The organism is Bradyrhizobium sp. TM233, assembly GCF_036247965.1.
Taxonomy (GTDB): domain Bacteria; phylum Pseudomonadota; class Alphaproteobacteria; order Rhizobiales; family Xanthobacteraceae; genus Bradyrhizobium; species Bradyrhizobium ottawaense.
The window spans coordinates 166,155-189,532 of record NZ_BTIG01000002.1; the positions used below are offsets into that span (position 1 = coordinate 166,155).

Sequence of the window (23,378 nt, forward strand, 5' to 3'; positions counted from 1 at the left end):
ACAAAGCGGGCGGGGGCAATTCCACCCTGCCGAGGAGAGCGTCGAATGCCGTGGAAGAATCAGGGCGGTGGCCCATGGGGCTCGGGTCCGAAGGGACCATGGGGCTCAGGCCCGCAACCGGTCGGGCCGAGGCCGCCGGATCTGGAAGACCTTCTGCGTCGCGGCCAGGACCGCCTCCAGCAGATCATGCCGGGAGGCTATTTCTCCGGCATCGGCATCACGCTGATCGTGCTGCTGATTGTCGCGTTCTGGCTGCTGTCGGGCTTCTTCCGCGTGCAGTCCGAAGAGCTCGGCGTCGTGCTGCGCTTCGGCAAGCATGTTCGCACCGTGCAGCCGGGCCTGAACTATCATCTGCCCTATCCGATCGAGACAGTGCTGCTGCCCAAGGCGCTGCGCGTCAACACCATCTCCATCGGCATGACGCTGATCGACGATCCGGCGCGGCGCGGCCGCTCCATTCGTGACGTGCCGGAAGAGAGCCTGATGCTGACCGGCGACGAGAACATCGTCGATGTCGACTTCACCGTGCTCTGGCGCATCAAGCCGGATGGCGTCGGCGACTTCCTCTTCAACATCCAAAATCCCGAAGGCACCGTGAAGGCGGTCTCCGAGAGCGCGATGCGCGAGGTGATCGGCCGCTCGCAGATCCAGCCGATCCTCACCGGCGCGCGCAACGTCACCGAGCAGGGCGTGCAGGAGCTGATCCAGAAGACCCTGGACAGCTACGGCGCCGGCATTCAGGTCAGCCAGGTGCAGATGCAGAAGGTCGATCCGCCGGCGCAGGTGATCGACGCCTTCCGCGACGTCCAGGCGGCGCGCGCCAATCTCGAGCAGTTGCAGAACGAGGCACAGACCTACGCCAACCAGGTGGTGCCGCAGGCGCGCGGACGCTCGGCGCAGATCATGCAAGCCGCCGAAGGTTACAAGGAGCAGGCGGTTGCCGAGGCCAAGGGCCAGAGCGCGCGCTTCCTGAAGGTGTACGAGGAATACAAGAAGGCGCCCGACGTGACGCGTGAACGGATCTATCTGGAGACGATGGAGCGCGTGCTCGGCGGCGCGGACAAGCTCGTCTATGACGGCGGGCCCTCGGGCCAGGGCATCGTGCCCTATCTGCCGCTCGGCGAACTGACGACCAAGCGGCCGCCTACCACCGGTCCGCAGTCGAGCGGAGGTAGCCGATGAGGTCCCCGGTCACAGGTATCGTCACCCTGCTCGCCCTCCTGCTCGTCGTGATCGTCGGCTACATGTCGTTGTTCACGGTGCAGCAGACCGAGCAGACCATCGTGCTGCAGTTCGGCCGGCCCGTCGACGTCGTCACCGCACCCGGCCTGCACTTCAAGGCGCCGTGGAATTCGGTGATCAACATCGACAAGCGGATTCTCGACCTGGAGAACCCGTCGCAGGAAGCGATCGCCTCCGATCAGAAGCGGCTCGTGGTCGACGCCTTCGCGCGCTACCGCATCAAGGACGCGCTGCGCTTCTATCAGAGCGTCGGCTCGATCCAGGCTGCCAACATCCAGCTCACCACGCTCCTGAACGCGGCGCTGCGCCGCGTGCTGGGCGAGGTCACCTTCATCAACGTGGTGCGCGACGATCGCGAGAAGCTGATGCAGCGCATCCGCGACCAGCTCGATCGCGAGGCCGACGGTTACGGCATCCAGGTCGTCGACGTCAGGATCCGCCGCGCCGACCTGCCGGAGCAGAACAGCCAGGCGGTCTATCAACGTATGAAGACGGAGCGCGAGCGCGAGGCGGCCGAGTTCCGCGCACAGGGCGGCCAGAAGGCCCAGGAGATCAAGTCCAAGGCCGATCGTGAGGCGACCGTCATCGTCGCGGAAGCGAATTCGCAGGCCGAGCAGACCCGGGGTGCCGGCGATGCCGAGCGCAACCGCCTGTTCGCCGAAGCCTACAGCAAGGATGCCGACTTCTTCGCCTTCTACCGGTCGATGACGGCCTACGAGAACGGGCTGAAGTCGAACGACACCCGCTTCCTGCTGCGGCCGGACTCGGATTTCTTCCGGTACTTCAGTAACCCGTCCGGCAAGATGGCGACCGAGACGCCGGCGAAGCCGTAAGCTAGACAAAGGGCGGCGGATTTCGCCGCCCTTCGTCCAGACAAGAATAGCATCACGGGAGGTTCCAATCCGATGAGGTCCATTGCGTTCGCCGACTTCCTCATCGGCTTGGGCATCCTGTTCGTGCTGGAAGGCTTGATGTTCGCGGCAAGTCCTAACTGGATGCGCAAGGCCATGAAGAGCGCCATCGCCACGCCGGACAACATCCTGCGGGCAGTCGGGATCGGTTCGGCCGTCGTCGGCCTGGTCCTGATCTGGGTTATGCGGCGCCCAATTTAGGCGTCGCGCCAACGCCAAAGTGAAGGCGACAGACCGGTTTTCGCCGTATTATCGGGGTTCTGAGGCCCGTTAAGCTCCGCGCTTGCGCCGTCCTCCCGTCAAGCGCAGTCTGGCGCCGAATCCCTCTCTCTGGAGATCACAATGACCGCTGCCACCATTGCCCCGTCCCGCTCGCGACTTGGTGTGCGAATTGGGCTGGCCGCGCTCGCCGTCGCTGGTTTCAGCGCGTTCGGTACGCCGGTCTATGCGCGCGGACCGGAGGGCATCGCGGACGTCGCCGAGAAGGTGATCGACGCGGTCGTCAACATCTCGACCTCGCAGACCGTCGAGGCCAAGGGCGGCGGCAGCAACGCCATGCCGCAATTGCCGCCCGGCTCGCCCTTCGAGGAGTTCTTCGACGACTTCTTCAAGAACCGCAAAGGTCCGGGCGGCAGCAAGGGTGGCGAGCGCGGCGACGGCGGCCAGCCGCCGCGCAAGACCAACTCGCTCGGAAGCGGCTTCATCATCGACACGTCAGGCGTCGTCGTCACCAACAACCACGTCATCGCGGACGCCGACGAGATCAACGTCATCCTCAACGACGGTACCAAGATCAAGGCCGAGCTGGTCGGCGTCGACAAGAAGACCGACCTTGCGGTGCTGAAGTTCAAGCCGACCAAGCCGCTGGTCGCGGTGAAGTTCGGCGATAGCGACAAGCTGCGTCTCGGTGACTGGGTGGTCGCGATCGGCAACCCGTTCAGCCTGGGCGGCACGGTGACGGCCGGCATCGTCTCGGCCAAGAACCGCGACATCTCCTCGGGTCCCTATGACAGCTACATCCAGACCGACGCCTCCATCAACCGCGGCAATTCCGGCGGTCCGCTGTTCAACCTCGACGGCGACGTCATCGGCGTCAACACGCTGATCATCTCGCCCTCGGGCGGCTCGATCGGCATCGGCTTCGCCGTGCCCTCGAAGACGGTCGCAGGCGTCGTCGACCAGCTCCGTCAGTTCGGCGAGCTGCGCCGCGGCTGGTTAGGGGTGCGCATCCAGAGCGTCACCGACGAGATCGCCGAGAGCCTCAACATCAAGCCGGCGCGCGGCGCGCTGGTTGCCGGCGTCGACGACAAGGGCCCGGCCAAGCCGGCCGGCATCGAGCCGGGCGACGTCGTCGTCAAGTTCGATGGCAAGGACGTCAAGGATCCGAAGGACCTGTCCCGCGTCGTCGCCGACACCGCGGTCGGCAAAGAGGTCGACGTCGTCATCATCCGCAAGGGCAAGGAGGAAACCAAGAAGGTCACGCTCGGCCGCCTCCAGGATCCCGACAAGGTGCAGGCCGCGGTGAAGACCGACGAGCCCGCGCCCGAAAAGACCGTGACGCAGAAGGCGCTCGGCCTTGATCTTGCGGTGCTGAACAAGGATCTGCGCACGCGCTACAAGATCAAGGAGAGCGTCAAGGGCGTGGTCGTCACCAATGTCGACGCCAATTCCGACGCCGCCGAGAAGCGCCTCTCCGCCGGCGACGTCATCGTCGAGGTCGCGCAGGAGGCCGTCACCAGCGGCGCCGACATCCAGAAGCGGGTCGACCAGCTCAAGAAGGACGGCAAGAAGTCGGTGCTGCTGCTGGTCTCCAACGCCGACGGCGAACTGCGGTTCGTGGCGCTGAGCGTGCAGTAGTTGCTAGGGCAGTCTCGAAGGGTGGGCAAAGGCGCATAGCGCCGTGCCCACCGACTTTCCACTATCGCTGCGAGAGTGGTGGGCACGGCGCCAGCGCGCCTTTGCCCACCCGACGGCTTCTGAGCGAACAGCGAGAGCTGACGACGAGAGAGGCTACCCCTCCACGAACTCGTCCCGCCGATACCCCTGCGCATACAGCAGCGCGGTGAGGTCGCCGTGGTCGATCCGCGCCGCTGCCGCGGCCGCCACGGCCGGCTTGGCATGATAGGCGACGCCCAGTCCCGCCGCCTGGATCATGGCGAGATCGTTGGCGCCGTCGCCGACCACGACCGAGTCGATGTCGTCGAGATCGAACGACTCCATCAGATCCACCAGCGTGGCAAGCTTCGCCGCGCGGCCCAGAATCGGCTCCTTCACCTCGCCGGTGAACTTGCCGTCGCGCACGACGAGCTCGTTGGCGCGGTTCTCCTGGAAGCCGATCCTGGCGGCGACCGCGGTCGTGAACAGCGTGAAGCCGCCGGAGACGAGACAGGTATAGGCGCCGTGGGCGCGCATGGTCGCGACCAATTCGCGGCCGCCCGGGGTCAGCGTGATGCGCTTGGCCAGCACCTCGTCGACCACGCCGGCGGGCAGGTCCTTCAGCAGCGCGACGCGCTCGCGCAGCGCCGGCTCGAACTCGATCTCGCCGCGCATCGCGCGTTCGGTGATGGCGGCCACGTGGGCCTTCATCCCGACGAGATCGGCGAGCTCGTCGATGCATTCCTGGCCGATCATGGTGGAATCCATGTCGGCGAGAAAAAGTCTCTTGCGCCGGGCGCCGACTGGCTGCACGACGATGTCGACGGGCAGGTCGCCGCGAAGCTCACGAAGCCGCTCCTCGATGGCGTGACGGTCGCCTTCGAGGCTACTGTCGGCGCCGAAGGGGATGTCGACCGCGACCCCGTCGAACAGCCAGTGCGCGGGAGCTGCCTGGGGCAGCACGGCGCGGGCGCCATCGACGATGGTCGAGTCGAGAGCGGGATTGTCGGGGTTGCAGATCAGCGTGGCGACGAGGGACATTTGAGGTTTTCGTGAGCGAGGGGCAAGTCAGCAGAAGCCATGTCGGCAAGGCCGTGCTTATCGCAGGCCCGACCGCCAGCGGCAAGTCGGCGCTGGCGCTGGAGCTTGCCCTCAGCACGGACGGGGTCGTCATCAATGCCGATTCCATGCAGGTCTATCGCGACCTCCGCATCATCACGGCGCGTCCCACACAAATCGAGGAAGCGCGCGCGCCGCATCGCCTGTACGGTCATGTCGATGCAGCCGTGAATTTCTCGGCCGGTGCCTGGGTGAGTGATGCCGCCAAGGCGCTCGACGAGGCGAAAGCGGAAGGCCGTCTGCCGATCTTCATCGGCGGCACCGGGCTTTATTTCAAGGCGCTGACGGCCGGGCTCTCCGTGGTGCCGCCAATTCCCGCCGAGGTGCGCGAGGACGTGCGCGCGCGGCTGGAACGGAACGGTGCGGAGGCGCTGCATGCGGAACTGGCGCGTCGTGATCCACCCGCAGCGGAGCGATTGAACCTGCGTGACCGCACGCGCATTGCGCGCGCACTCGAAGTGGTCGAGGCGACCGGCCGTTCGCTGCTCGACTGGCATCGGGAGGGCCAGCCGCCGCTGCTACCGAAGGACAGTTTTCGCGCGGTGTTTCTCGCCCCCGACCGCGACGAGCTTTACGCCCGCATCGATGCCCGCTTCGATGCCATGCTGGGCACCGGTGCATTGAGCGAGGTCGAGCGGCTCGCGGCCAGACACCTCGATCCGCTGCTGCCGGCGATGAAGGCCCATGGCGTGCCGGCCCTGATCCGGCATCTGCGCGGTGAGCTCAGCCTGGAGGACGCCGCAGGAATCGGCCGCGCCGACACCCGCCACTATGCCAAGCGGCAATTCACCTGGTTCCGGCACCAATTGCCGGAGTTCGAATGGGTGAAGCCGGGGGAGGCGAGGGGATGGCTCGCCGCCATTGTGAACGCGGCCCGCGACCTCGCCTGAGGCGCTTTTCTGTCCGGGTTCCCAAATTTACCTCTCGCCGAACCCGGGGAACACCGCTACACTGCCAAAATCGCGCGGGAACGGCCGCATCGCCTTGACATCCAGGCTTTGGCCGCTATGTTTCGCGCAACCTTTGGGAAGCCGGGCGCCTGCCATGCGTAACATTATTACCAAACTCCTTATCGCCGTCGTACCCAGGCACACCGCCGGGGGTGGCTAGCTGCCATCCACATGACAGGCGGTGTGCATGGGCCCTCTTCGGGGCCTTTTTTATTTCCCGAACCCGACACGAACGAAGCCGCTGACAACAGCGCATCCGGAGCAAGCCAATGAGCGACAAGAGCCACGATCCGAACCAGATGACCGGCGCCGCGATGATCGTCCGCGCGCTCATCGATCACGGCGTGACCGACATTTTCGGCTATCCCGGCGGCGCGGTGCTTCCGATCTACGACGAGATCTTCCAGCAGAGCGAGGTCCAGCACATCCTGGTCCGTCACGAGCAGGGCGCGGGCCATGCCGCCGAAGGTTATGCGCGCTCGACCGGCAAGCCGGGCGTTGCGCTGGTGACGTCAGGCCCCGGCGCCACCAACATGGTGACGCCGCTCACCGACGCGCTGATGGACTCGATCCCGCTGGTCTGCATCTCCGGCCAGGTGCCGACGCATCTGATCGGCAACGACGCGTTCCAGGAATGCGACACCGTCGGCATCACGCGTCCCTGCACCAAGCACAATTGGCTGGTGCGCGACGTCAACGATCTCGCAAAAGTGCTGCACGAGGCGTTCTACGTTGCGACCACGGGCCGTCCCGGCCCCGTCTTGGTCGACGTTCCCAAGGACGTGCAGTTCGCGACCGGCACCTATCATCCGCCGCGCAAGTCCGACGTGCACCGCTCCTACGCGCCGCGCGTCAAGGGCGATGCGACCCAGATCCGCAAGGCCGTGGCGCTGCTCGCCAATGCCAAGCGCCCCGTGATCTACAGCGGCGGCGGCGTCATCAATTCCGGCCCCGAGGCGACCAGGCTGCTGCGCGAGCTGGTCGAGGTCACCGGCTTTCCGATCACCTCGACGCTGATGGGCCTCGGTGCCTATCCGGCGTCGGGCAAGAACTGGCTCGGCATGCTCGGCATGCACGGCACCTACGAAGCCAACATGACGATGCATGATTGCGACGTCATGCTGTGCGTCGGCGCGCGTTTCGACGACCGCATCACCGGCCGCGTCGACGCGTTCTCGCCGGGCTCGAAGAAGATCCACATCGACATCGACCCGTCCTCGATCAACAAGAACATCCGCGTCGACGTGCCGATCATCGGCGATTGCGGCAACATCCTCGGCGACATCCTCCAGGTGTTCAAGGCGGAGGCGAAGAAGCCCGACATCAAGGCGTGGTGGCAGCAGATCGCGCAGTGGCGCGCCCGCAACTCGCTGTATTACAAGAAGAGTAACGACTTCATCCTGCCGCAGCACGCGATCCAGAGCCTGTTCGAGGCGACGCGCGGCAAGGATACCTACATCACGACGGAAGTGGGCCAGCACCAGATGTGGGCGGCGCAGTTCTTCGGCTTCGAGGAGCCGCATCGCTGGATGACGTCGGGCGGTCTCGGCACCATGGGCTACGGCCTGCCGGCCGCGGTCGGCGTGCAGGTTGCCCATCCCGACAGCCTGGTCATCGACATCGCGGGCGATGCGTCGGTGCAGATGACGATGCAAGAGATGTCGACGGCGGTTCAGTACGAGCTGCCGATCAAGATCTTCATCCTGAACAACCAGTACATGGGCATGGTGCGGCAGTGGCAGCAGCTGCTGCATGGCAACCGGCTGTCGCATTCCTACTCGGAGGCGATGCCGGACTTCGTCAAGCTCGCGGAAGCCTACGGCGGCGTCGGCTTCCAGGTGCACAAGCCCGGCGATCTCGACGGTGCCATCCAGGAGATGATCTCGGTCAAGCGCCCGGTGCTGTTCGACTGCCGCGTCGCGTCGCTGGAAAACTGCTTCCCGATGATTCCGTCCGGCAAGGCGCACAACGAGATGCTGTTGCCGGAGCAGGCCAACGACGAGGCCACCGCCAAGGCGTTCGCCGGCGGCAAGGCGCTGGTGTGACGCGAGACATTTGAGGGGACGACAATGAACCAGCCCGCATCCGCCTACTTCATCGAAGAGCGCCACGATCCGAACGAGACGCATACGCTCGCGGTGCTCGTGCAGAACGAGCCGGGCGTGCTCGCGCGCGTCATCGGCCTGTTTTCGGGCCGCGGCTACAACATCGAAAGCCTTACGGTCTCGGAGACCGAGGCCCAGAAGCACCTGTCGCGCATCACCATCGTCACCACGGGGACGCCGATGGTGATCGCGCAGATCAAGAACCAGCTCGACCGCATGATCCCGGTCTACCAGGTCGTCGACATGACCCAGACCCGGCGCTCGATCGAACGGGAGCTCGCGATGGTGAAGGTGCGGGGGCAGGGCGAGCATCGGGTCGAGGCGCTCAGGCTCGCGGATGCGTTCCGCGCCCGCGTGATCGACGCAACGACCGAGAGCTTTGTGTTCGAGATCACAGGCAATACGGACAAGATCAATCAATATATCGACCTGATGCGCCCGCTCGGCCTCGTCGAGGTGTCGCGCACCGGCGTTGCCGCGATCGGCCGCGGGCCTGAAGGGATGTGAACCATGCTGGCGCGCGACTGGTACTATAACGAGCGGAACCGGATGGGGATCGAGCCCGCGGTGGCCTCGATCTACGACGCCCACGACGATGCCGATCTGCGGGCGCGCGCCGCGCTGAAAATGCTGGGAGTCCAGCGCGGCTGGCGCATCGCCGACATCGGCTGCGGCAACGGCGTGCTGGCGACCGAAGCCGCGCTGCTGGGCGCCGAGGTCGACGCCATCGACATCTCGCCGGCGATGCTGGCGCTTGCGGAGATCTACGCGCGCGATCGCAAGGCGCCCGTGCGCACCCAGTCCGCCGGCCTGCTCAGCTTCGCCTATCGGCCGGAATCCTACGATCTGATCGTCAGCGAATTCACGCTGCACCATTTGCCGGATTTCTGGAAGGCGGTCGCGATGTCGCGGATTTTTCGCGCGCTCAAGCCGGGCGCGAGCTTTTATCTGCGCGACATCGTCTACGCCTCCATGCCCGACGCGATCGAGCGCGACGTGGAGCAATGGGCCGACTACCACATCAAGAACCACGATTTTTCGCGCGAGGGCGTGGTGATGCATATGCGCGACGAATATTCCACCTTCGGCTGGGTGATGGAGCGGATGCTGACCGACGTCGGCTTCACGCTGGTCTCGGCCGATTACCACGCACCGATGCACGGCACGTATCTGCTGCGCAAACCAAGAGCCGGCGAGCAAGGCTAGACGACAACAACAGGGCTGCACGACAGGGCAGAACCGAGAACAACAATGAAGCCGGCCGATATCCTCATCGCCATCCTGGTGGCGATCATCTGGGGGCTTGCCTTCGTGGCAAGCCGGATCGCGCTCGACGAGTTTTCGCCGGAACTGATGACCGCGATGCGCTTTTCCATCGCCGCGCTGCCGTGCCTGTTCATCCCCAAGCCGAAAGTCGCATGGTCGCTTCTGATCGCGATCAGCTTCACGTTGTTCCTCGGTCAATTCCTGAGCCAGGCGTACGGCATTGCGCATGGCGTGCCCGTGGGGCTGACCAGCGTCGTGGTGCAGAGCCAGGCCCTGTTCACCATCGGATTTGCCGCGATCGCCTTCGGCGAACGGCCGACGCCGGTCCAGACGCTTGGCGTTGGTATCGCTGCGACCGGCCTTCTGATGATCTGCGGTACGGTCGGTTATGATTTCAGTGTCGCTGCATTTGCAGTGCTGATGATCGCTCCGATCTGCTTTGCCGTCGGCAATCTCCTGCTGCGCGGCGCCCGCGGCGCGCCGATGTTCGATTTGTTTGCCTGGCTCTGTCTCATCGCTGCGGTGCCGCTGTTCGCGCTTGCGCTGGTCGTCAACGGGCCAATGCCGACCTTCGAGTCGCTGATCCACATGTCACTGACCGGCTTGATCTGCCTGCTGGTGATCGGCGCCATCTCGACCAGCATCGCCTACTGGCTCTGGGGACGGCTGCTGCGCGACTATCCCGCTGCGCAAGTGGTGCCGTTCGCGCTGCTGGTGCCGTTCGTCGGCTCGGCCGCCTCCAGCATCGTGTTCGGCGAGCGGTTCGGACCCCTGCGGCTTGCGGGCATGCTGACCGTGATCGGTGGTATCGCGGTGACGGTGCTGGCGAGGCGGCCGCAAGTCCTGCCGAAGACGGCGTGAGGTGAACATGACCTACTCGCTGTTCTATGCCTTCCTTGCCTTCATGGCCGTGATGTACTTCACGCCCGGGCCGAACAACATCATGCTGCTGTCCTCGGGCCTGACCTACGGCTTCCGTCGAACCATCCCGCACATCGTCGGAATCGTCCTCGGCTTCGCCTTCATGGTCGCCACCGTCGGTCTCGGGCTCGGCACCGTGTTCTTGGCCTACCCGATCCTCCAGACCATTTTGAAATATGCCGGTGCCGCCTACCTGATCTATCTTGCCGCTGCGATCGCCATGTCCGGCCCGACCAGGCCGGGCGAGGAGGACGGCCGCGGCCCGATGACCTTCTGGGGCGCGGCGATGTTCCAATGGATCAACGCCAAGGGCTGGGTGATCGTGATCGGCACCATCACCGCCTATGCGGCGATTGCCCGGTTTCCGCTCAACATCGCGATCCAGACCGTTATCAGCCTGCTGGTCGGCACGGTCTCGACCGTGGTCTGGGCCCTGTTCGGCTCCGCATTGCGGCCGGTCCTGACCTCGGAGCGGCTGGTTCGCGCCTTCAATATCCTGATGGCGCTCCTGCTGCTGGCCTCCCTCTACCCCGTTTTCATGGATGCATGATGTCGCGGATTTCCATGCAGAAACGGGTTTCCCTATGGGCTGAAAATGCTCTAGACAGCCCCCGAAATCCGCAAATTTCACCCTTCGGACACTGACCATTGGCCGATTTCGGCCCTGAACGAGGAAACGACCCATGCGTGTTTATTACGATCGCGACGCCGACCTGAATCTGATCAAGGGCAAGAAGGTCGCCATCGTGGGCTATGGCAGCCAGGGCCACGCCCATGCGCTCAACCTGAAGGATTCCGGCGTCAAGGACGTCGCCATTGCGCTGCGCAAGGACTCGGGCTCGGTCAAGAAGGCGGAAGCCGCCGGCTTCAAGGTGATGGAAGTCGCCGAAGCCGCCAAATGGGCCGACCTCGTCATGATGCTGACCCCGGACGAGCTCCAGGGCGACATCTACCGCGAGCACCTGCACGACAACATGAAGAAGGGCGCCGCCCTGGTGTTCGCGCACGGCCTCAACGTCCACTTCAACCTGCTCGACCCGCGCGCCGACCTCGACGTGCTCATGATCGCGCCGAAGGGCCCCGGCCACACCGTGCGCTCGGAATATCAGCGCGGCGGCGGCGTGCCCTGCCTGATCGCGATCGCCAAGGACGTCTCGGGCAACGCCCATGACCTCGGCCTGTCCTATGCTTCGGCCGTCGGCGGCGGCCGCGCCGGCATCATCGAGACCACTTTCAAGGAAGAGTGCGAGACCGACCTGTTCGGCGAGCAGGTGGTGCTCTGCGGCGGCCTAGTCGAGCTGATCAAGGGCGGCTACGAGACCCTGGTCGAGGCCGGCTACGCGCCGGAGATGGCCTATTTCGAGTGCCTGCACGAAGTGAAGCTGATCGTCGACCTGATCTATGAAGGCGGCATCGCCAACATGAACTACTCGATCTCCAACACCGCCGAGTACGGCGAATACGTCACCGGCCCGCGCATCGTCACCGCCGAGACCAAGGCCGAGATGAAGCGCGTTCTCGCCGACATCCAGGGCGGCAAGTTCGCCCGCGACTGGATGCTCGAGAACAAGGTCAACCAGACCTCGTTCAAGGCGACCCGCGCCAAGCTCGCCCAGCACCCGATCGAGGAAGTCGGCGCGAAGCTCCGCGACATGATGCCCTGGATCAAGAAGGGCGCGCTGGTCGACAAGTCGAAGAACTAAGTCGCGTTTCCCGGGACGCAGCGCAGCACTTTGGTGTTGCGCTGCTGATCCGGGGTCCAATGCGGCTCCTGGGTCCCGGCTCGGCGCTCCGCTTCGCTTCGCTTGTCCGGGACACCGGTAAAAATCCAAGGCATGATCGCGTGAACTTCAGGGGAGAAGACCATGCGATCTGTCGTCGTCACCGGTGCGTCCACCGGCATCGGCTGGGCCACAGCAAAATTCCTGATTGAGCGCGGCTTTCGCGTGTTCGGCAGCGTCCGCAAGCAGGCCGATGCCGACAGGCTCAAGGCCGAGCTCGGCGCCAATTTCACGCCGCTGCTGTTCGACGTCACCGACGAGGCTGCGGTCCTTGCTGCCGCGCGAACACTCCGCGAGGCGCTGGGCGGCGAAACGCTGGCCGGCCTCGTCAACAATGCCGGCATCGCGGTCGCAGGCCCCGTGCTCGAATTGTCGGCCGATGATTTCCGCCGCCAGATGGACATCAACGTCATCGGCCCCGTGATCGCGACGCAGGCGTTCGGGCCGCTGCTCGGGGCGGACCCGTCGCTGAAGGGGCCGAAGGGGCGGATCGTGATGATCAGCTCGGTCGCGGGCAAGAACGGCAATCCGCTCTCGGCGCCCTACTGCACCTCCAAGCACGCCGTCGAGGGACTGTCGGAAAGCCTGCGCCGCGAATTGATGCTGTTCGGCATCGATGTCATCATCGTCGCCCCCGGCGCGGTGAAGACGCCGATCTGGAGCAAGGCCGAACAGATCGATCTGTCCGTCTACCAGAACTCGCCCTATCTGCCGGCGCTGAACAAGGTCATGGCCTTCATGATGGACCTCGGCGCGAAGGGCCTGCCGGCCGAGCGGATCGCCGAGATCGTGTTCGAGGCGCTGACCGCGGCGAGCCCCAAGGTGCGCTATCAGATTACGCCCGACCCGCTCCGCCATCTGATCGGCGCCGTGCTGCCGAAACGGACGATCGACCGGATCATCGCCAAGCGGCTCGGGCTGCTGCCGCAGGGGTGACCGACGTTTCAGCTCGCCCCGGCCGCAAGCCGCGCGGCCTCCGGCCCGCGGTCGAAGCCTGACGATGCCCCGGGCGACCTCCGACGTGTGCCGATGCGCTGCAGCTTGCACCGGAAGAGCAGGTGGCGGCCCAAAACCGGAGGTTGGCCGGCCAGCCTGTCCGGCCTGCGGCCCATCGCCGCCCGCGAAACATTAAGCGAAGGTCGGATCACGGCGCGCGTTGCCTGTCCTTGACCGTTCAGTTACAGTTTTATGACACGGTGCAGGCTTTCCGGCTGCGCCGGACGCCCTAGCCGCCCTTATTCCCGCCTTGGGCCGGCCAGACGGCTAGGTATCATTGCGCCGGACCAGCTGTTGCGTGTCGTCGATGGCGTCCGCGCCCAATCCAGGTCCTTCTGCCGCCACCGCCGTGCTGGCGAGCGTCGCCGCGCTCGGCATCTGGCGGCTGCTCGCGGTTGCCGCGCCCCATCTTGCCGCGCTCGCGCTGATGTACGAGACCGAGACCGATTTCGGCTCGCGCCTCTCCTTCGCGCTGGCTTGGGGCATCCTCAATTTCTTCTGGATCACGCTGCTGCGCCGGCCGGCGCTGTCCGGCGCGCTGTCGCTGACCATGGTCGTGGTGCTGGTGCTGCTGTCGCGGCTCAAGCACGACGTCGTGCAGATGACGGTCAACTTCATCGACCTGATGATGATCGACCGCGACACCGTCGCGTTCCTGTTCACGATCTTCCCGAATCTGCGCTGGTCGGTGATCCTGGCCGGCTTCGTCACGCTGCCGCTGATGTATGCGCTGTGGTGGCTCGATCCGTTCCGCATCCGCCGCCTGCCGGCGCTCGCCTGCAAGCTGGCCTGTCTTGCCGCGCTGGTCGGCTATTCGCTCTATCATCCGGACGAGGCCTGGCGCGGCTATTACGACGACGGCTATTTGTCGAAATTCTTCCGCTCCGGCGTCGGCTCGGTCTCCGACTTCGTGCAATACGGCTTCATGGAATCGGCCGCCGCGACCAACGAGCGGCTCAACATGCCGCTGGTCGATTCCTGCCATCCTGCCGGACGCCGGCCGAACATCATCATGATCCATGATGAATCGAGCTTCGACATCCGCGCCGCCCAGGGCATCAAGGTGCCGCAGGGCTATGGCAGCCACTTCAAGTCCTGGGACGGCAAGCAGCGCTCGTTTCTGGCCGAGAGCAATGGCGGGCCGAGCTGGTTCACCGAATACAACGTGCTCGCAGGCCTTTCCTCGCGCTCGTTCGGCCGCTTCGCCTATTTCGTGACGCGCATCGCCTCGAACCGCGTCGAGCGCGGGCTGCCGCTGGCGCTGCGCCGTTGCGGCTACGACACGATGTCGCTCTATCCCGCCCATGGCGGCTTCATGGCCGCGCGCAGCTTCCAGATGACGACCGGCGTCGAACGCTTCCTCGACTCCAAGGATCTCGGCGCCAAGGACGTCGAGCCCGACGGCTTCTTCTACGACAAGGCGCTCCAGCTGATGGGTCAGCAGCCGCCCAACAAGCCGCTGTTCACCTTCATCTATCTCGGCGCCAATCATTTCCCCTGGGAGACGCGCTTCCGTCCCGACCTGCTGCCGAACTGGCGCGCGCCCGGCAATGTGCCGTCCATCGACGAATATCTGCGCCGGCAGGCGATGAGCGCCGAGCAGTACAAGGCGTTCGTCGCGGGCCTGAAGAAGAATTTTCCGGGCGAGCCCTTCCTGATCGTGCGCTATGGCGATCACCAGCCTGAGTTCGCGCCGCAGATCCTCGAGCCCGGGCTCGACGAAGGCGCTCTCGGCAAGAAGCTGGACGCCTACGATCCGCGCCTCTACGCGACCTATTACGCGATCGATGCGGTCAATTTCGAGCCGGTCAGAAGCGAGGCCGTGATGGACACGATCGACGGCCCCTATCTGCCGCTGGTGATCCAGGAGGCCGCCGGCATCCCGCTCGATCCGTCCTTTGCCGAGCAGAAGGAGATCATGCTCCGCTGCAAGGGCATGTTCTACAGCTGCAAGGACGGCGCCGAAGCGCGGCGGCTGAACCGCCTGCTGATCAATGCCGGGATGATCAGGGGGCTGTAGCTGCCTTGCTTTGGCCGCAAGCGATACTCTTTGACAGTCACCCTGAGGTGCTCACCAAGCGGCGTCAGATCGTAGGGTGGGCAAAGCGAAGCGTACCCACCATCCCGTCGCGCGTGTTGAGAGACGGTGGGCACGGCGCTTTCGCGCCTTGGCCCACCCTACGAAATCCGGGCCTACCGCCCACTCACCTTCTCCCATAGCCATTTCGCCACTGCGTCCGGCGAGGAATTCGCGTCGTTGCCGCTGGCGCGTAGATTCGCTTCGCGCATGGTGGCGATGTCGATCTTGCCGAGCAGGGGCTTGAGTGCGGCCTGCAGTCGCTCGTCGCTGGCACGTTTCGGCGCCAGCAGCAGGATGGCGTCGTAGGGCGGGATCGCGTGCCTGGGATCGTCCAGCGCGACGAGATCGTATTTCGCGATCAACCCGTCGCTGGTGTAGCCGGCGATGACGTCGACTTCGCCGCTCGCAACCGCTGCATACATGAAGTCGGGCTGCATCTGGCGCTGGGCGCGGAATGAGAGGCCATAGGCCTTTTGCAGCGCCGCCCATTCCGGGCGCGAGAAGAACTCGTAGTCGCCGGCAATCGACATCGTCGATGCGTGCGCGGCGAGATCGGCAATGGTGCGGATATGAAGCGCCTCGGCGCGCTTCTTCGGGAGCACCAGCGCATAGGCATTCTCGAAGCCGAGCTCGCCGAGCAGGGTAATGTTGTCCTTTGCCAGGCTTGTCTTCAAATCCGTCAACAGCTCTGCGCGCGGCTTGATGTCGGTGCGATGCAGCTGGTTGGCCCAGAGCGTGCCGGAATAGTCGATATAGAGATCGATGTCGCCGGCCTTCAACGCCCCAAAGATCACGCTGGAGCCGAGGCCCGAGCGCGCCGTCGCGGACAGACCGGCGGCCTGGAGGCGGTCCCTGAGCAGGGCCGACAGCACATATTGCTCGGCGAATGTCTTGGCGCCGACGACGTAGCCCTGCGACGAGCGCCCCATCGTCGGCACCAGCGTTGCGGCGACCAGCGCCGCGATTCCGGCCGCGCCGAGCGCGGTTTGGGCGCGGCCGCGGCGGCGCAGACCGCTCTCGATCAGGCCGAGCAGCTGGTCGACGGCGAGCGCGAGCAGGGCCGAGGCAAAGCAGCCGAACAGCACAAACACCCAGTTCTGGGTTTGAAGCCCGGCGAAGATGTAATTGCCGAGGCTGGTCTGGCCGATCGGCGTCGACAGCGTCGCGGTGCCGATCACCCACACCGCGGCGGTGCGGATGCCCGCCATCATCACCGGCAGCGCCAGCGGCAGCTCGACCATCACCAGCGACTGCCGCGCGGTCATGCCGACACCCTTGGCGGCCTCGATCAGCGCGGGATCGATGCCGTTGAGCCCGGTGATGCCGTTGCGCAGCACCGGCAGCATCGAATAGAGCGCCAGCGCCAGCATCGCCGGCAGGAAGCCGAATGCCGAGAAGGACACGCCGAACCAGGCCAGCGTCACCGAGGCGGCCAGCAGCAGCAGCGGATAGAACAGCGCGAGCAGCGCCAGGCCCGGCACCGTCTGCACGATGCTGGCGATTGCGAGCAGGATGGCTCGCGGCGCCGGGCGGTTGCGCGTCAGGATCGCCAGCGGCAGGCTGACGGCGAGACCGAGCGCGAGCGCAGCGAGGCTCACCCGCACATGATTGCCGAGATAATCGGGCAGATGCGCCAGCGCCTCGCCCCAGCGTGGATCGGAAAACAGGCTCATGCCGCACCGCTTTGTGGCAGCAGCGCGTTCAGCCGCTCGATCTGGCGCCGCGGCGTGCGCAGCAGCTCCAGCACGTAAGCGTCGCTGCTCTTCGAGAGCGCGGCGGGGGTGCCCTGCGCGAGCAGCTGTCCGCTGCGCATCACCGCGATGCGGTCGGCGAGCAGGATCGCCTCCGTCATGTCATGCGTGATCATCACGGTGGTCAGACCGAGCTTGCGATGCAGCGAACGATAATCCTCGCCGAGGGCATCGCGGGTGAGGGGATCGAGTGCGCCAAACGGCTCGTCCATCAGCACGATGCGCGGCTTCGCCGCCAGTGCCCGCGCCACGCCGACGCGCTGGCGCTGGCCGCCGGACAGCGCCTCCGGCAGACGGCTGCGATGCGCCTCACGGTCGAGCTGCACGAGATCCAGCAGCTCGTCGACGCGCGCTGCGATATCGGCCGCCGGCTCGCCCAGCAGTTTCGGCGTGATCCCGATATTGTCGGCGACGCTCAAGTGCGGAAACAATCCGCCGCTCTGGAACACGTAGCCGATCCGCCGCCGCAGCGCGACCGGATCGACGCTCTGCACATTCTCGCCCTCGACCGTGATGGTGCCGCCATCGGCCTCGATCAGCCGGTTGGCGAGCCGCAGCAGCGTGGTCTTGCCGGAGCCCGAGCCGCCGACGATCGCCAGAAATTCGCCCTCGGCGATGTCGAGCGACACGTTGTCCACGGCCTTGAGCGGGCCGAAGCTCTTGGTGACGTGGACGTAGCTGATGGCCGGCTTGGAAGGCATTCGACGCAGCTCGTTCTTCCTTGCCCTCTCCTGGAGGGACAAGGCATGCCTAGCACGCTTGGCGCCTTGATTGAACTTGAGCGCGCGAGCGGCTAAGGCATCGGGCCAAGTTCGGAGGGTACACATGTCAACGCCCACGGCAGTGGCGCTGGAAGATGCCAAGGTTGCGTTCCGGCTCGGGGACGGGCGGGTCTATACGGCGGTGGAGAAGGCGCATCTTGCGGTCGCGCAGGGTGAGTTCGTGGCCATTGTCGGCCCGACCGGCTGCGGGAAATCCACGCTGCTCAACGTCGCGGCCGGGCTGCTCAAGCCTGCTGCCGGCAATATCAGGATATTCGACCGGCCGCTCGCGGGGCTGAACCGGGATGCCGGCTACCTGTTCCAGGCCGACGCGCTGTTCCCGTGGAAGACCGCGCTCGACAATGTCGCGATCGGGCTCGAGATCAAGGGCACGCCGCGCGCCGAGGCGCTGCCGCGGGCGCAGAAATGGCTGACGTCGGTGGGCCTTGGCGCGTTCGCGGGCCGGTATCCGCACATGCTCTCCGGCGGCCAGCGCAAGCGCGTGGCGCTGGCGCAGGTGCTGATCCGCGATCCAAAAATCCTCTTGATGGACGAGCCATTCGGGCCGCTCGATGCGCAGACCCGCCAGGTGATGGGCAATCTGCTGCTCGACCTCTGGAACGCCGACCGCAAGGCCGTGCTGTTCGTCACCCATGATCTCGAAGAGGCGATCGCGCTCGCCGACCGCGTCGTGATCATGTCGGCGGGGCCGTCCTCGCGCATCATCGGCGACTGGCGGGTGAGCCTGCCGCGCCCGCGCGACATCTTCGAGGTGCGGCTGGACAAGGAGTTCCATGCGCTCCACCGCGAGATCTGGAGTGTGCTCAAGGACGAGGTGATGAAGGGCTACGCGCAATCCACCCAAGCGGCGGGGGCGGTCTGATGTCGCGCCCGACGCTGTTTGCGCTGCAAGTCCTGGTCGCGGTCGTCTGCATCGTGCTGTGGCAGGTGCTGTCGACCGTTCCCGTGTTCGGCAAGATCCTGCTGCCGCCGTTCTTCTTCTCCAACCCCCTCGACGTGTTCAGCCAGATCGTGAAGTGGTTCGCCTCCGGCGTGATCTGGAAGCATCTGGGCATCACGCTGGCGGAATCGATCCTGGCCTTCGTGATCGGATCGGCCGGTGGTGTGCTGATCGGCTTCTGGTTCGCGCGCCAGCCGCTGGTCGCCGCGGTGTTCGATCCCTACGTCAAGATGGTCAACGCGCTGCCCCGCGTGGTGCTGGCGCCGATCTTCGCGCTGTGGCTGGGGCTCGGCATCTGGTCCAAGGTCGCGCTCGGCGTGACCTTGGTGTTCTTCATCGTGTTCTTCAACGTCTATCAGGGCGTCAAGGAGGTCAGCCGCACCGTGCTCGACAATGGCCGCATGCTCGGCATGAGCGAGCGGCAGCTGATGCGGCACGTCTATTGGCCCTCGGCGCTGTCCTGGATGTTCTCCTCGCTGCACACCTCGGTCGGCTTTGCCGTGGTCGGTGCGGTCGTCGGCGAATATCTGGGATCGGCGGCGGGGCTCGGCTATCTCATTCAGCAGGCCGAGGGTGTGTTCGATGTCGCCGGCGTGTTCGCCGGCATGTTCGTGCTGTCGGCCTTCGTCATCCTGATCGACTATGGCGTCACGCTGGTGGAACGGCGCCTGTTGGTGTGGCGGCCGAGCGCGGCGGATGGGCGGGGATAGTTGCAAAGCATATTGCAGGAATTGGTGCGAGCCGCGGCGGCAGTTAACCTCTCCCGCTTGCGGGAGAGGTCGGCGCGTAGCGCCGGGTGAGGGTTTTCTCCTCTGGGGGATTGTCCCAGCGCGGAGGCACCCTCTCCCCAGCCCTCTCCCGCAAGCGGGAGAGGGAGCTCACCATCATCAATCCAGCAGCTTGGTGTCGTCGGGCGCCTGCGGCGGCGTCTTGATCGCGATCGCCTTGACCTGTCCGCTGATCGGCTTGGTGCCGCCATGCGGCGTGCCCTTCGGAATGATGACGAGGTCGCCCGGCTTCACCGTCACTTCCTTGTCGCCGAGCCAGATCGTGCCGGTGCCGTCGAGAATGTACTGGATCTCGTTGGTGTTGGGATGCATGTGCTTGGGCACATTGCCGACCTGGATCGAGATCGTGGCGCCGTCGGCGCTCGCGAACATTTTTGAGCGGTAGCCGACATTGTTGGCGGCCCCGAGCGCATCGCCTTCCATCTCTCCGGTGTGGATGATCTGCGCATTGATGTTCTCGGCGGCGAGCGCCGGCCGGAGCAGCTGGTTCGCGCCGCATCCGGCGGCAAAGGCGGCGGCGATCGACAGCCCGATTGCAAGGCGATTCATGGATGATCCTCCCCATCAAGAATTGTTGTTGTACCCGCATGCTATTGCGCCAAAAGGCCGATGGCCAGTGCCTTAGGCCACGCTTCTCAAGCCCGACCCGCTGCTCTATGGTGCCGCCGGCCGAACGGAGGAAACCAATGAAGAACACGATTGCCAGGCTCGCCGGCGCGCTGCTGGCGCTGACGCTCACCACCGGATTTGCCGCGGCGCAAAGCAAGGTGACCATCGCGGTCGGCGGGGGCTCCTGCCTGTGCTATTTGCCCACGGTGCTGGCCAAGCAGCTCGGCGAATACGACAAGGCCGGCCTCAATGTCGAGCTGGTCGACCTCAAGGGCGGCTCGGACGCGCTCAAGGCCGTGCTCGGGGGCAGCGCCGATGTCGTGTCCGGCTATTTCGACCATTGCGTCAATCTGGCCGCCAAGAAGCAGGAGCTTCAGGCATTCGTGGTCTATGACCGCTATCCCGGCCTCGTGCTCGTGGTCGCGCCCTCGCGCACCAACGACATCAAGTCGGTCAAGGATCTCGCCGGCAAGAAGGTCGGCGTCAGCGCGCCCGGCTCCTCCACCGACTTTTTCCTGAAGTACATGCTGAAGAAGAGCGGGGTCGATCCCACCAGCGCCGCCGTGATCGGCGTCGGCCTCGGCGCCACCGCGGTCGCCGCGATGGAGCAGGGCCAGATCGACGCGGCCGTGATGCTCGACCCCTCCGTCACCGTGCTCCAGGGCAGCCACAAGGATCTGCGCATCCTCTCCGACACCCGCACGCAGAAGGACACGCTCGAGACCTTCGGCGGCGAATATCCGGGCGGCGCGCTGTACTCGACCGCGGCCTGGGTTGCCAAGCACGAGAAGGAGACGCAGGCGCTCACCAACGCGATCCTCGCCACGCTCGCCTGGATCCATTCGCACAGCCCTGAGGAGATCATGGCGAAGATGCCGGAAGAGACGGTCGGCAAGAACAAGGATCTCTATCTCGCCGCGCTGAAGAACACGATCCCGATGTTCTCCGAAACCGGCAAGATGGACCCGAAGGGCGCGGACGCCGTGCTCGCCGTGTTCAGCGTCGGCTCGCCCGAGGTGGCCAATGCCAAGATCGACGTCAGCAAGACCTTCACCAACAGGTATGTCGAGCAGGCCAAGAAAACCACGGGGAACGCCAAATAGCTGACGCGAAGGCGTGATAGACGCCCCCTCATGACGTCACTGGTCATTCATCGCGTCACGACGCTTGCTCTTGCCGTGCGGCCGATCGTCTGGCCGTTCGCCGAGGAGCGTCGCGCCGAGATCGCGATACATTTTGCCGAGAAGCAGCGCGAGCGGCCGAAGATCTGGAACGGCCGCGTCCTGCTCGGGTGCGATCCCGTGTTCACGGGCGGCCATTTCGCCTCGACCTATTTCGAGACCGATTTCGCAAGCTTCCTCGCCTGGCGCGACTGGGGCTTTCCCGGCGCTCCCGTGTTCAACGGTTTTGGCATGGGCGCGCTGCGCACGTCCGACGGTGCCTTCGTGATGGGCGAGATGGCGCAGCACACCGCCAACGCAGGCCGCATCTATTTCCCGTCGGGCACGCCCGATCTCGACGATGTCAGGGACGGGACGCTGGACATTCCCGGCAGCGTCGTCCGCGAAATTCAGGAGGAGACGGGCCTGACGGCGGCGGACTATCGGGCCGAGCCGGACTGGCACTGCGTCGTCAGCGGCCCCACGATTGCGATGATGCAGGTGCTCAACCTCGACATGCCCGGCGATGAGGCCCGCGCCCGGATCGAAGCCAATCTCGCCCGTGAGCACGAGCCTGAATTGTCGGCCATTCATCTCGTGCGCGGGATGGGTGATCTCACGCCGACCATGCCGCGATTTGTCACGGCCTTTATCGAGCAGCAGTTCGCTTCGCGCTGATGCGCAAGGCTTGACATCCCTGCGCTCTGCCCATGTGATGGGGGCAACCAAAAGCAAGACGAATGCAATGCACAATCGTCCAGGGAGGTTTTGATGCGCCTGCGCATGGCTGCCCGATTGGTACGTGGGCTGGTGGTCGCGATTGCTGCGACGAGCCTGGCGGCGTCCGCCCAGGCCCAGGACAAACCCCAGGACAAGAAGATCAAGATCGGCGTCGTTTTTGATTTGACCGGACCTCTGGCCGGCGGCGGTTCCGAGCTCGGCTATATCGGCGCGAAGATCATCCTCGACCATTTCGCCAGGACCGGCGTCGAAGGCTACAAGATCGAGGCGGTCTATGCCGACGCGCAGAGCAAGCCGGACATCGCCATCAACGAATCCGTCCGCCTGCTCGAGCAGGAGAAGGTCGACATGGTGCTCGGCTTCTTCTCCTCGGCGCAGTGCGTGCCGGTGGCGGCCCGCGTCGAGCAGCTCAAGAAGTTCATGTGGATGACGACCTGCATCTCGTCCGCTGTGTTCAACGAGAAGGGCTACAAATACGTGTTCCGCCCGCAGGCCAGCGGCGACCAGTTCGGCATGATGACGATGGATTTCATCGCGCAAAACGCCAAGGCGAAGTTCGACAAGGAGCCAAAGGACCTGCGCGTCGCCATCATCCACGAGGACGGCGCCTATGGCGTCGACGTCTCCAAGGGCAACGAAGCAGGCGCGAAGAAAGCCGGCTTCAACGTCGTGATGAAGGAGGGCTATTCGGCGACCGCGCCCGATCTGTCGGCGCTGGTGACCAAGCTGAAGCGCGCCAAGCCCGATGTGATCTTCCACACCGGCTACAACCCCGACATCACGCTGCTGCTCCGCCAGGCCCGCGAGCAGGGCCTGAAGTTCGGCGCGCTGATGGGGCATGGCGCGGGCTACGGCGTCTATGAGAAGCTGAAGGAAGGCATGGGGGCCGACGCCACCTATATCTTCAACACCGATCCGATCTCGATCTGGCTCGCCAACCAGAAGACCATGGATCCGAAGCTCCCGCCCGTGATCAAGATGGTCGGCGAGGAGTTCGACAAGATCAGGCCCGGCGTTGCCATTCGCTCAGCCCATGTCGGCATCGGTGCGTCCAATACCTACGTGTTCATGGCCGACGTGCTGCCGCGCGCGATCAAGAAATACGGCGGTGTCGATCCCGAGGCGCTGCGCAAGGCCGCGCTCGACACCGACATCCCCGAAGGCGGCACCATGCTCGGCTTCGGCGTGAAATTCTACGGCGAAGGCAGCCCCATGGCCGGGCAGAACGAGCGCTCGTTTCCCGTCGTGATCCAGTATATCGACGACAAATCCTCCGTGGTGTGGCCGAAGAGCCAGGCGCAGCGCGAAGCCGTGCTGCCGCTGCCGAAAGGCACCACCTACAGCAACCAGTAGCGGCGGAG

The 23,378-nt window shown here is 65.1% G+C and carries 22 protein-coding genes; 18 read left to right on the top strand and 4 right to left on the bottom strand.

The window, feature by feature from the left end; all coding sequences use genetic code 11:
* The first annotated feature begins 45 nt into the window (after positions 1–45).
* The 4 genes from hflK to AABA86_RS06700 all read left to right on the top strand — a co-directional run bounded on the left by hflK (position 46) and on the right by AABA86_RS06700 (position 4,010).
* Entirely contained in the window at positions 46–1,182 is a 1,137-nt protein-coding gene (hflK, locus tag AABA86_RS06685) for an FtsH protease activity modulator HflK (RefSeq protein WP_028145454.1), read from the top strand.
* Complete coding sequence (gene hflC, locus AABA86_RS06690; protein ID WP_212249832.1) at positions 1,179–2,075, top strand: protease modulator HflC; 897 nt, start codon at positions 1,179–1,181, stop codon at positions 2,073–2,075. Before hflK ends, hflC begins: the two co-directional genes overlap by 4 nt.
* Positions 2,076–2,147: 72 nt before the next feature.
* Positions 2,148–2,354 carry a DUF2065 domain-containing protein gene (locus tag AABA86_RS06695; RefSeq protein WP_028145452.1) on the top strand — a complete coding sequence of 69 codons (207 nt, stop codon included), beginning with the start codon at positions 2,148–2,150 and terminating at the stop codon, positions 2,352–2,354.
* A gap of 141 nt (positions 2,355–2,495) precedes the next feature.
* Entirely contained in the window at positions 2,496–4,010 is a 1,515-nt protein-coding gene (locus tag AABA86_RS06700; RefSeq protein ID WP_338306246.1) for a Do family serine endopeptidase, read from the top strand.
* A 153-nt stretch (positions 4,011–4,163) separates the two neighbouring features.
* On the opposite strand, the gene serB is transcribed toward AABA86_RS06700, so the two are convergent.
* Entirely contained in the window at positions 4,164–5,069 is a 906-nt protein-coding gene (gene serB / locus AABA86_RS06705; RefSeq protein WP_338306247.1) for a phosphoserine phosphatase SerB, read from the bottom strand.
* A gap of 11 nt (positions 5,070–5,080) precedes the next feature.
* Between serB and miaA the strand changes: the two genes are divergently transcribed.
* The 9 genes from miaA to AABA86_RS06750 all read left to right on the top strand — a co-directional run bounded on the left by miaA (position 5,081) and on the right by AABA86_RS06750 (position 15,186).
* Complete coding sequence (miaA, locus tag AABA86_RS06710; RefSeq protein WP_338306248.1) at positions 5,081–6,037, top strand: tRNA (adenosine(37)-N6)-dimethylallyltransferase MiaA; 957 nt, start codon at positions 5,081–5,083, stop codon at positions 6,035–6,037.
* Between the two features lie 329 nt (positions 6,038–6,366).
* Positions 6,367–8,142, top strand: a complete 1,776-nt coding sequence (locus tag AABA86_RS06715; RefSeq protein WP_338306249.1) for an acetolactate synthase 3 large subunit — start codon at positions 6,367–6,369, stop codon at positions 8,140–8,142.
* Positions 8,143–8,166: 24 nt separating this feature from the next.
* Positions 8,167–8,709: an acetolactate synthase small subunit gene (gene ilvN, locus AABA86_RS06720; RefSeq protein WP_028145447.1), complete on the top strand. Its 543-nt coding sequence runs from the start codon at positions 8,167–8,169 to the stop codon at positions 8,707–8,709.
* Between the two features lie 3 nt (positions 8,710–8,712).
* Positions 8,713–9,408 (top strand): class I SAM-dependent methyltransferase, encoded by a 696-nt coding sequence (locus AABA86_RS06725; RefSeq protein WP_028145446.1) that lies wholly within the window; start codon positions 8,713–8,715, stop codon positions 9,406–9,408.
* A 45-nt stretch (positions 9,409–9,453) separates the two neighbouring features.
* On the top strand, positions 9,454–10,329 hold the full coding sequence (locus AABA86_RS06730; protein ID WP_338306250.1) for an EamA family transporter: 876 nt from the start codon (positions 9,454–9,456) through the stop codon (positions 10,327–10,329).
* 7 nt (positions 10,330–10,336) lie between these two features.
* Positions 10,337–10,939: a LysE family translocator gene (locus tag AABA86_RS06735; RefSeq protein WP_212249820.1), complete on the top strand. Its 603-nt coding sequence runs from the start codon at positions 10,337–10,339 to the stop codon at positions 10,937–10,939.
* Positions 10,940–11,072: 133 nt separating this feature from the next.
* Entirely contained in the window at positions 11,073–12,092 is a 1,020-nt protein-coding gene (gene ilvC / locus AABA86_RS06740; protein ID WP_028145443.1) for a ketol-acid reductoisomerase, read from the top strand.
* A gap of 162 nt (positions 12,093–12,254) precedes the next feature.
* Entirely contained in the window at positions 12,255–13,106 is an 852-nt protein-coding gene (locus tag AABA86_RS06745) for an SDR family oxidoreductase (RefSeq protein WP_212249818.1), read from the top strand.
* Between the two features lie 367 nt (positions 13,107–13,473).
* Complete coding sequence (locus tag AABA86_RS06750) at positions 13,474–15,186, top strand: sulfatase-like hydrolase/transferase (protein WP_338306251.1); 1,713 nt, start codon at positions 13,474–13,476, stop codon at positions 15,184–15,186.
* Positions 15,187–15,359: 173 nt separating this feature from the next.
* On the opposite strand, the gene AABA86_RS06755 is transcribed toward AABA86_RS06750, so the two are convergent.
* Entirely contained in the window at positions 15,360–16,919 is a 1,560-nt protein-coding gene (locus tag AABA86_RS06755) for an ABC transporter permease/substrate-binding protein (protein ID WP_338306252.1), read from the bottom strand.
* Complete coding sequence (locus AABA86_RS06760) at positions 16,916–17,698, bottom strand: ATP-binding cassette domain-containing protein (RefSeq protein WP_338306253.1); 783 nt, start codon at positions 17,696–17,698, stop codon at positions 16,916–16,918. Before AABA86_RS06760 ends, AABA86_RS06755 begins: the two co-directional genes overlap by 4 nt.
* 124 nt (positions 17,699–17,822) lie before the next feature.
* Between AABA86_RS06760 and AABA86_RS06765 the strand changes: the two genes are divergently transcribed.
* Both AABA86_RS06765 and AABA86_RS06770 read left to right on the top strand, forming a co-directional pair.
* Positions 17,823–18,641: an ABC transporter ATP-binding protein gene (locus tag AABA86_RS06765; RefSeq protein ID WP_212249810.1), complete on the top strand. Its 819-nt coding sequence runs from the start codon at positions 17,823–17,825 to the stop codon at positions 18,639–18,641.
* The gene (locus AABA86_RS06770) at positions 18,641–19,429 is read left to right on the top strand and encodes an ABC transporter permease (RefSeq protein ID WP_338306254.1); all 789 of its coding nucleotides are present in this window, start codon (positions 18,641–18,643) and stop codon (positions 19,427–19,429) included. The genes AABA86_RS06765 and AABA86_RS06770 overlap by 1 nt, the downstream gene beginning before the upstream one ends.
* Before the next feature lie 177 nt (positions 19,430–19,606).
* On the opposite strand, the gene AABA86_RS06775 is transcribed toward AABA86_RS06770, so the two are convergent.
* Positions 19,607–20,056, bottom strand: coding sequence for a cupin domain-containing protein (locus tag AABA86_RS06775; protein WP_338306255.1), 450 nt, complete (start codon positions 20,054–20,056; stop codon positions 19,607–19,609).
* A gap of 137 nt (positions 20,057–20,193) precedes the next feature.
* On the opposite strand from AABA86_RS06775, the gene AABA86_RS06780 reads away from it, so the two are divergent.
* From AABA86_RS06780 to AABA86_RS06790, 3 genes are all read left to right on the top strand, one after another.
* A complete protein-coding gene (locus AABA86_RS06780) occupies positions 20,194–21,219 on the top strand; it encodes an ABC transporter substrate-binding protein (RefSeq protein ID WP_212249804.1) in 1,026 nt (341 codons plus the stop codon).
* A 30-nt stretch (positions 21,220–21,249) separates the two neighbouring features.
* Positions 21,250–21,954, top strand: a complete 705-nt coding sequence (locus AABA86_RS06785) for an NUDIX hydrolase (RefSeq protein WP_338306256.1) — start codon at positions 21,250–21,252, stop codon at positions 21,952–21,954.
* 93 nt (positions 21,955–22,047) lie between these two features.
* Complete coding sequence (locus tag AABA86_RS06790; protein ID WP_212249794.1) at positions 22,048–23,370, top strand: ABC transporter substrate-binding protein; 1,323 nt, start codon at positions 22,048–22,050, stop codon at positions 23,368–23,370.
* The last annotated feature ends 8 nt before the right edge of the window (positions 23,371–23,378 follow it).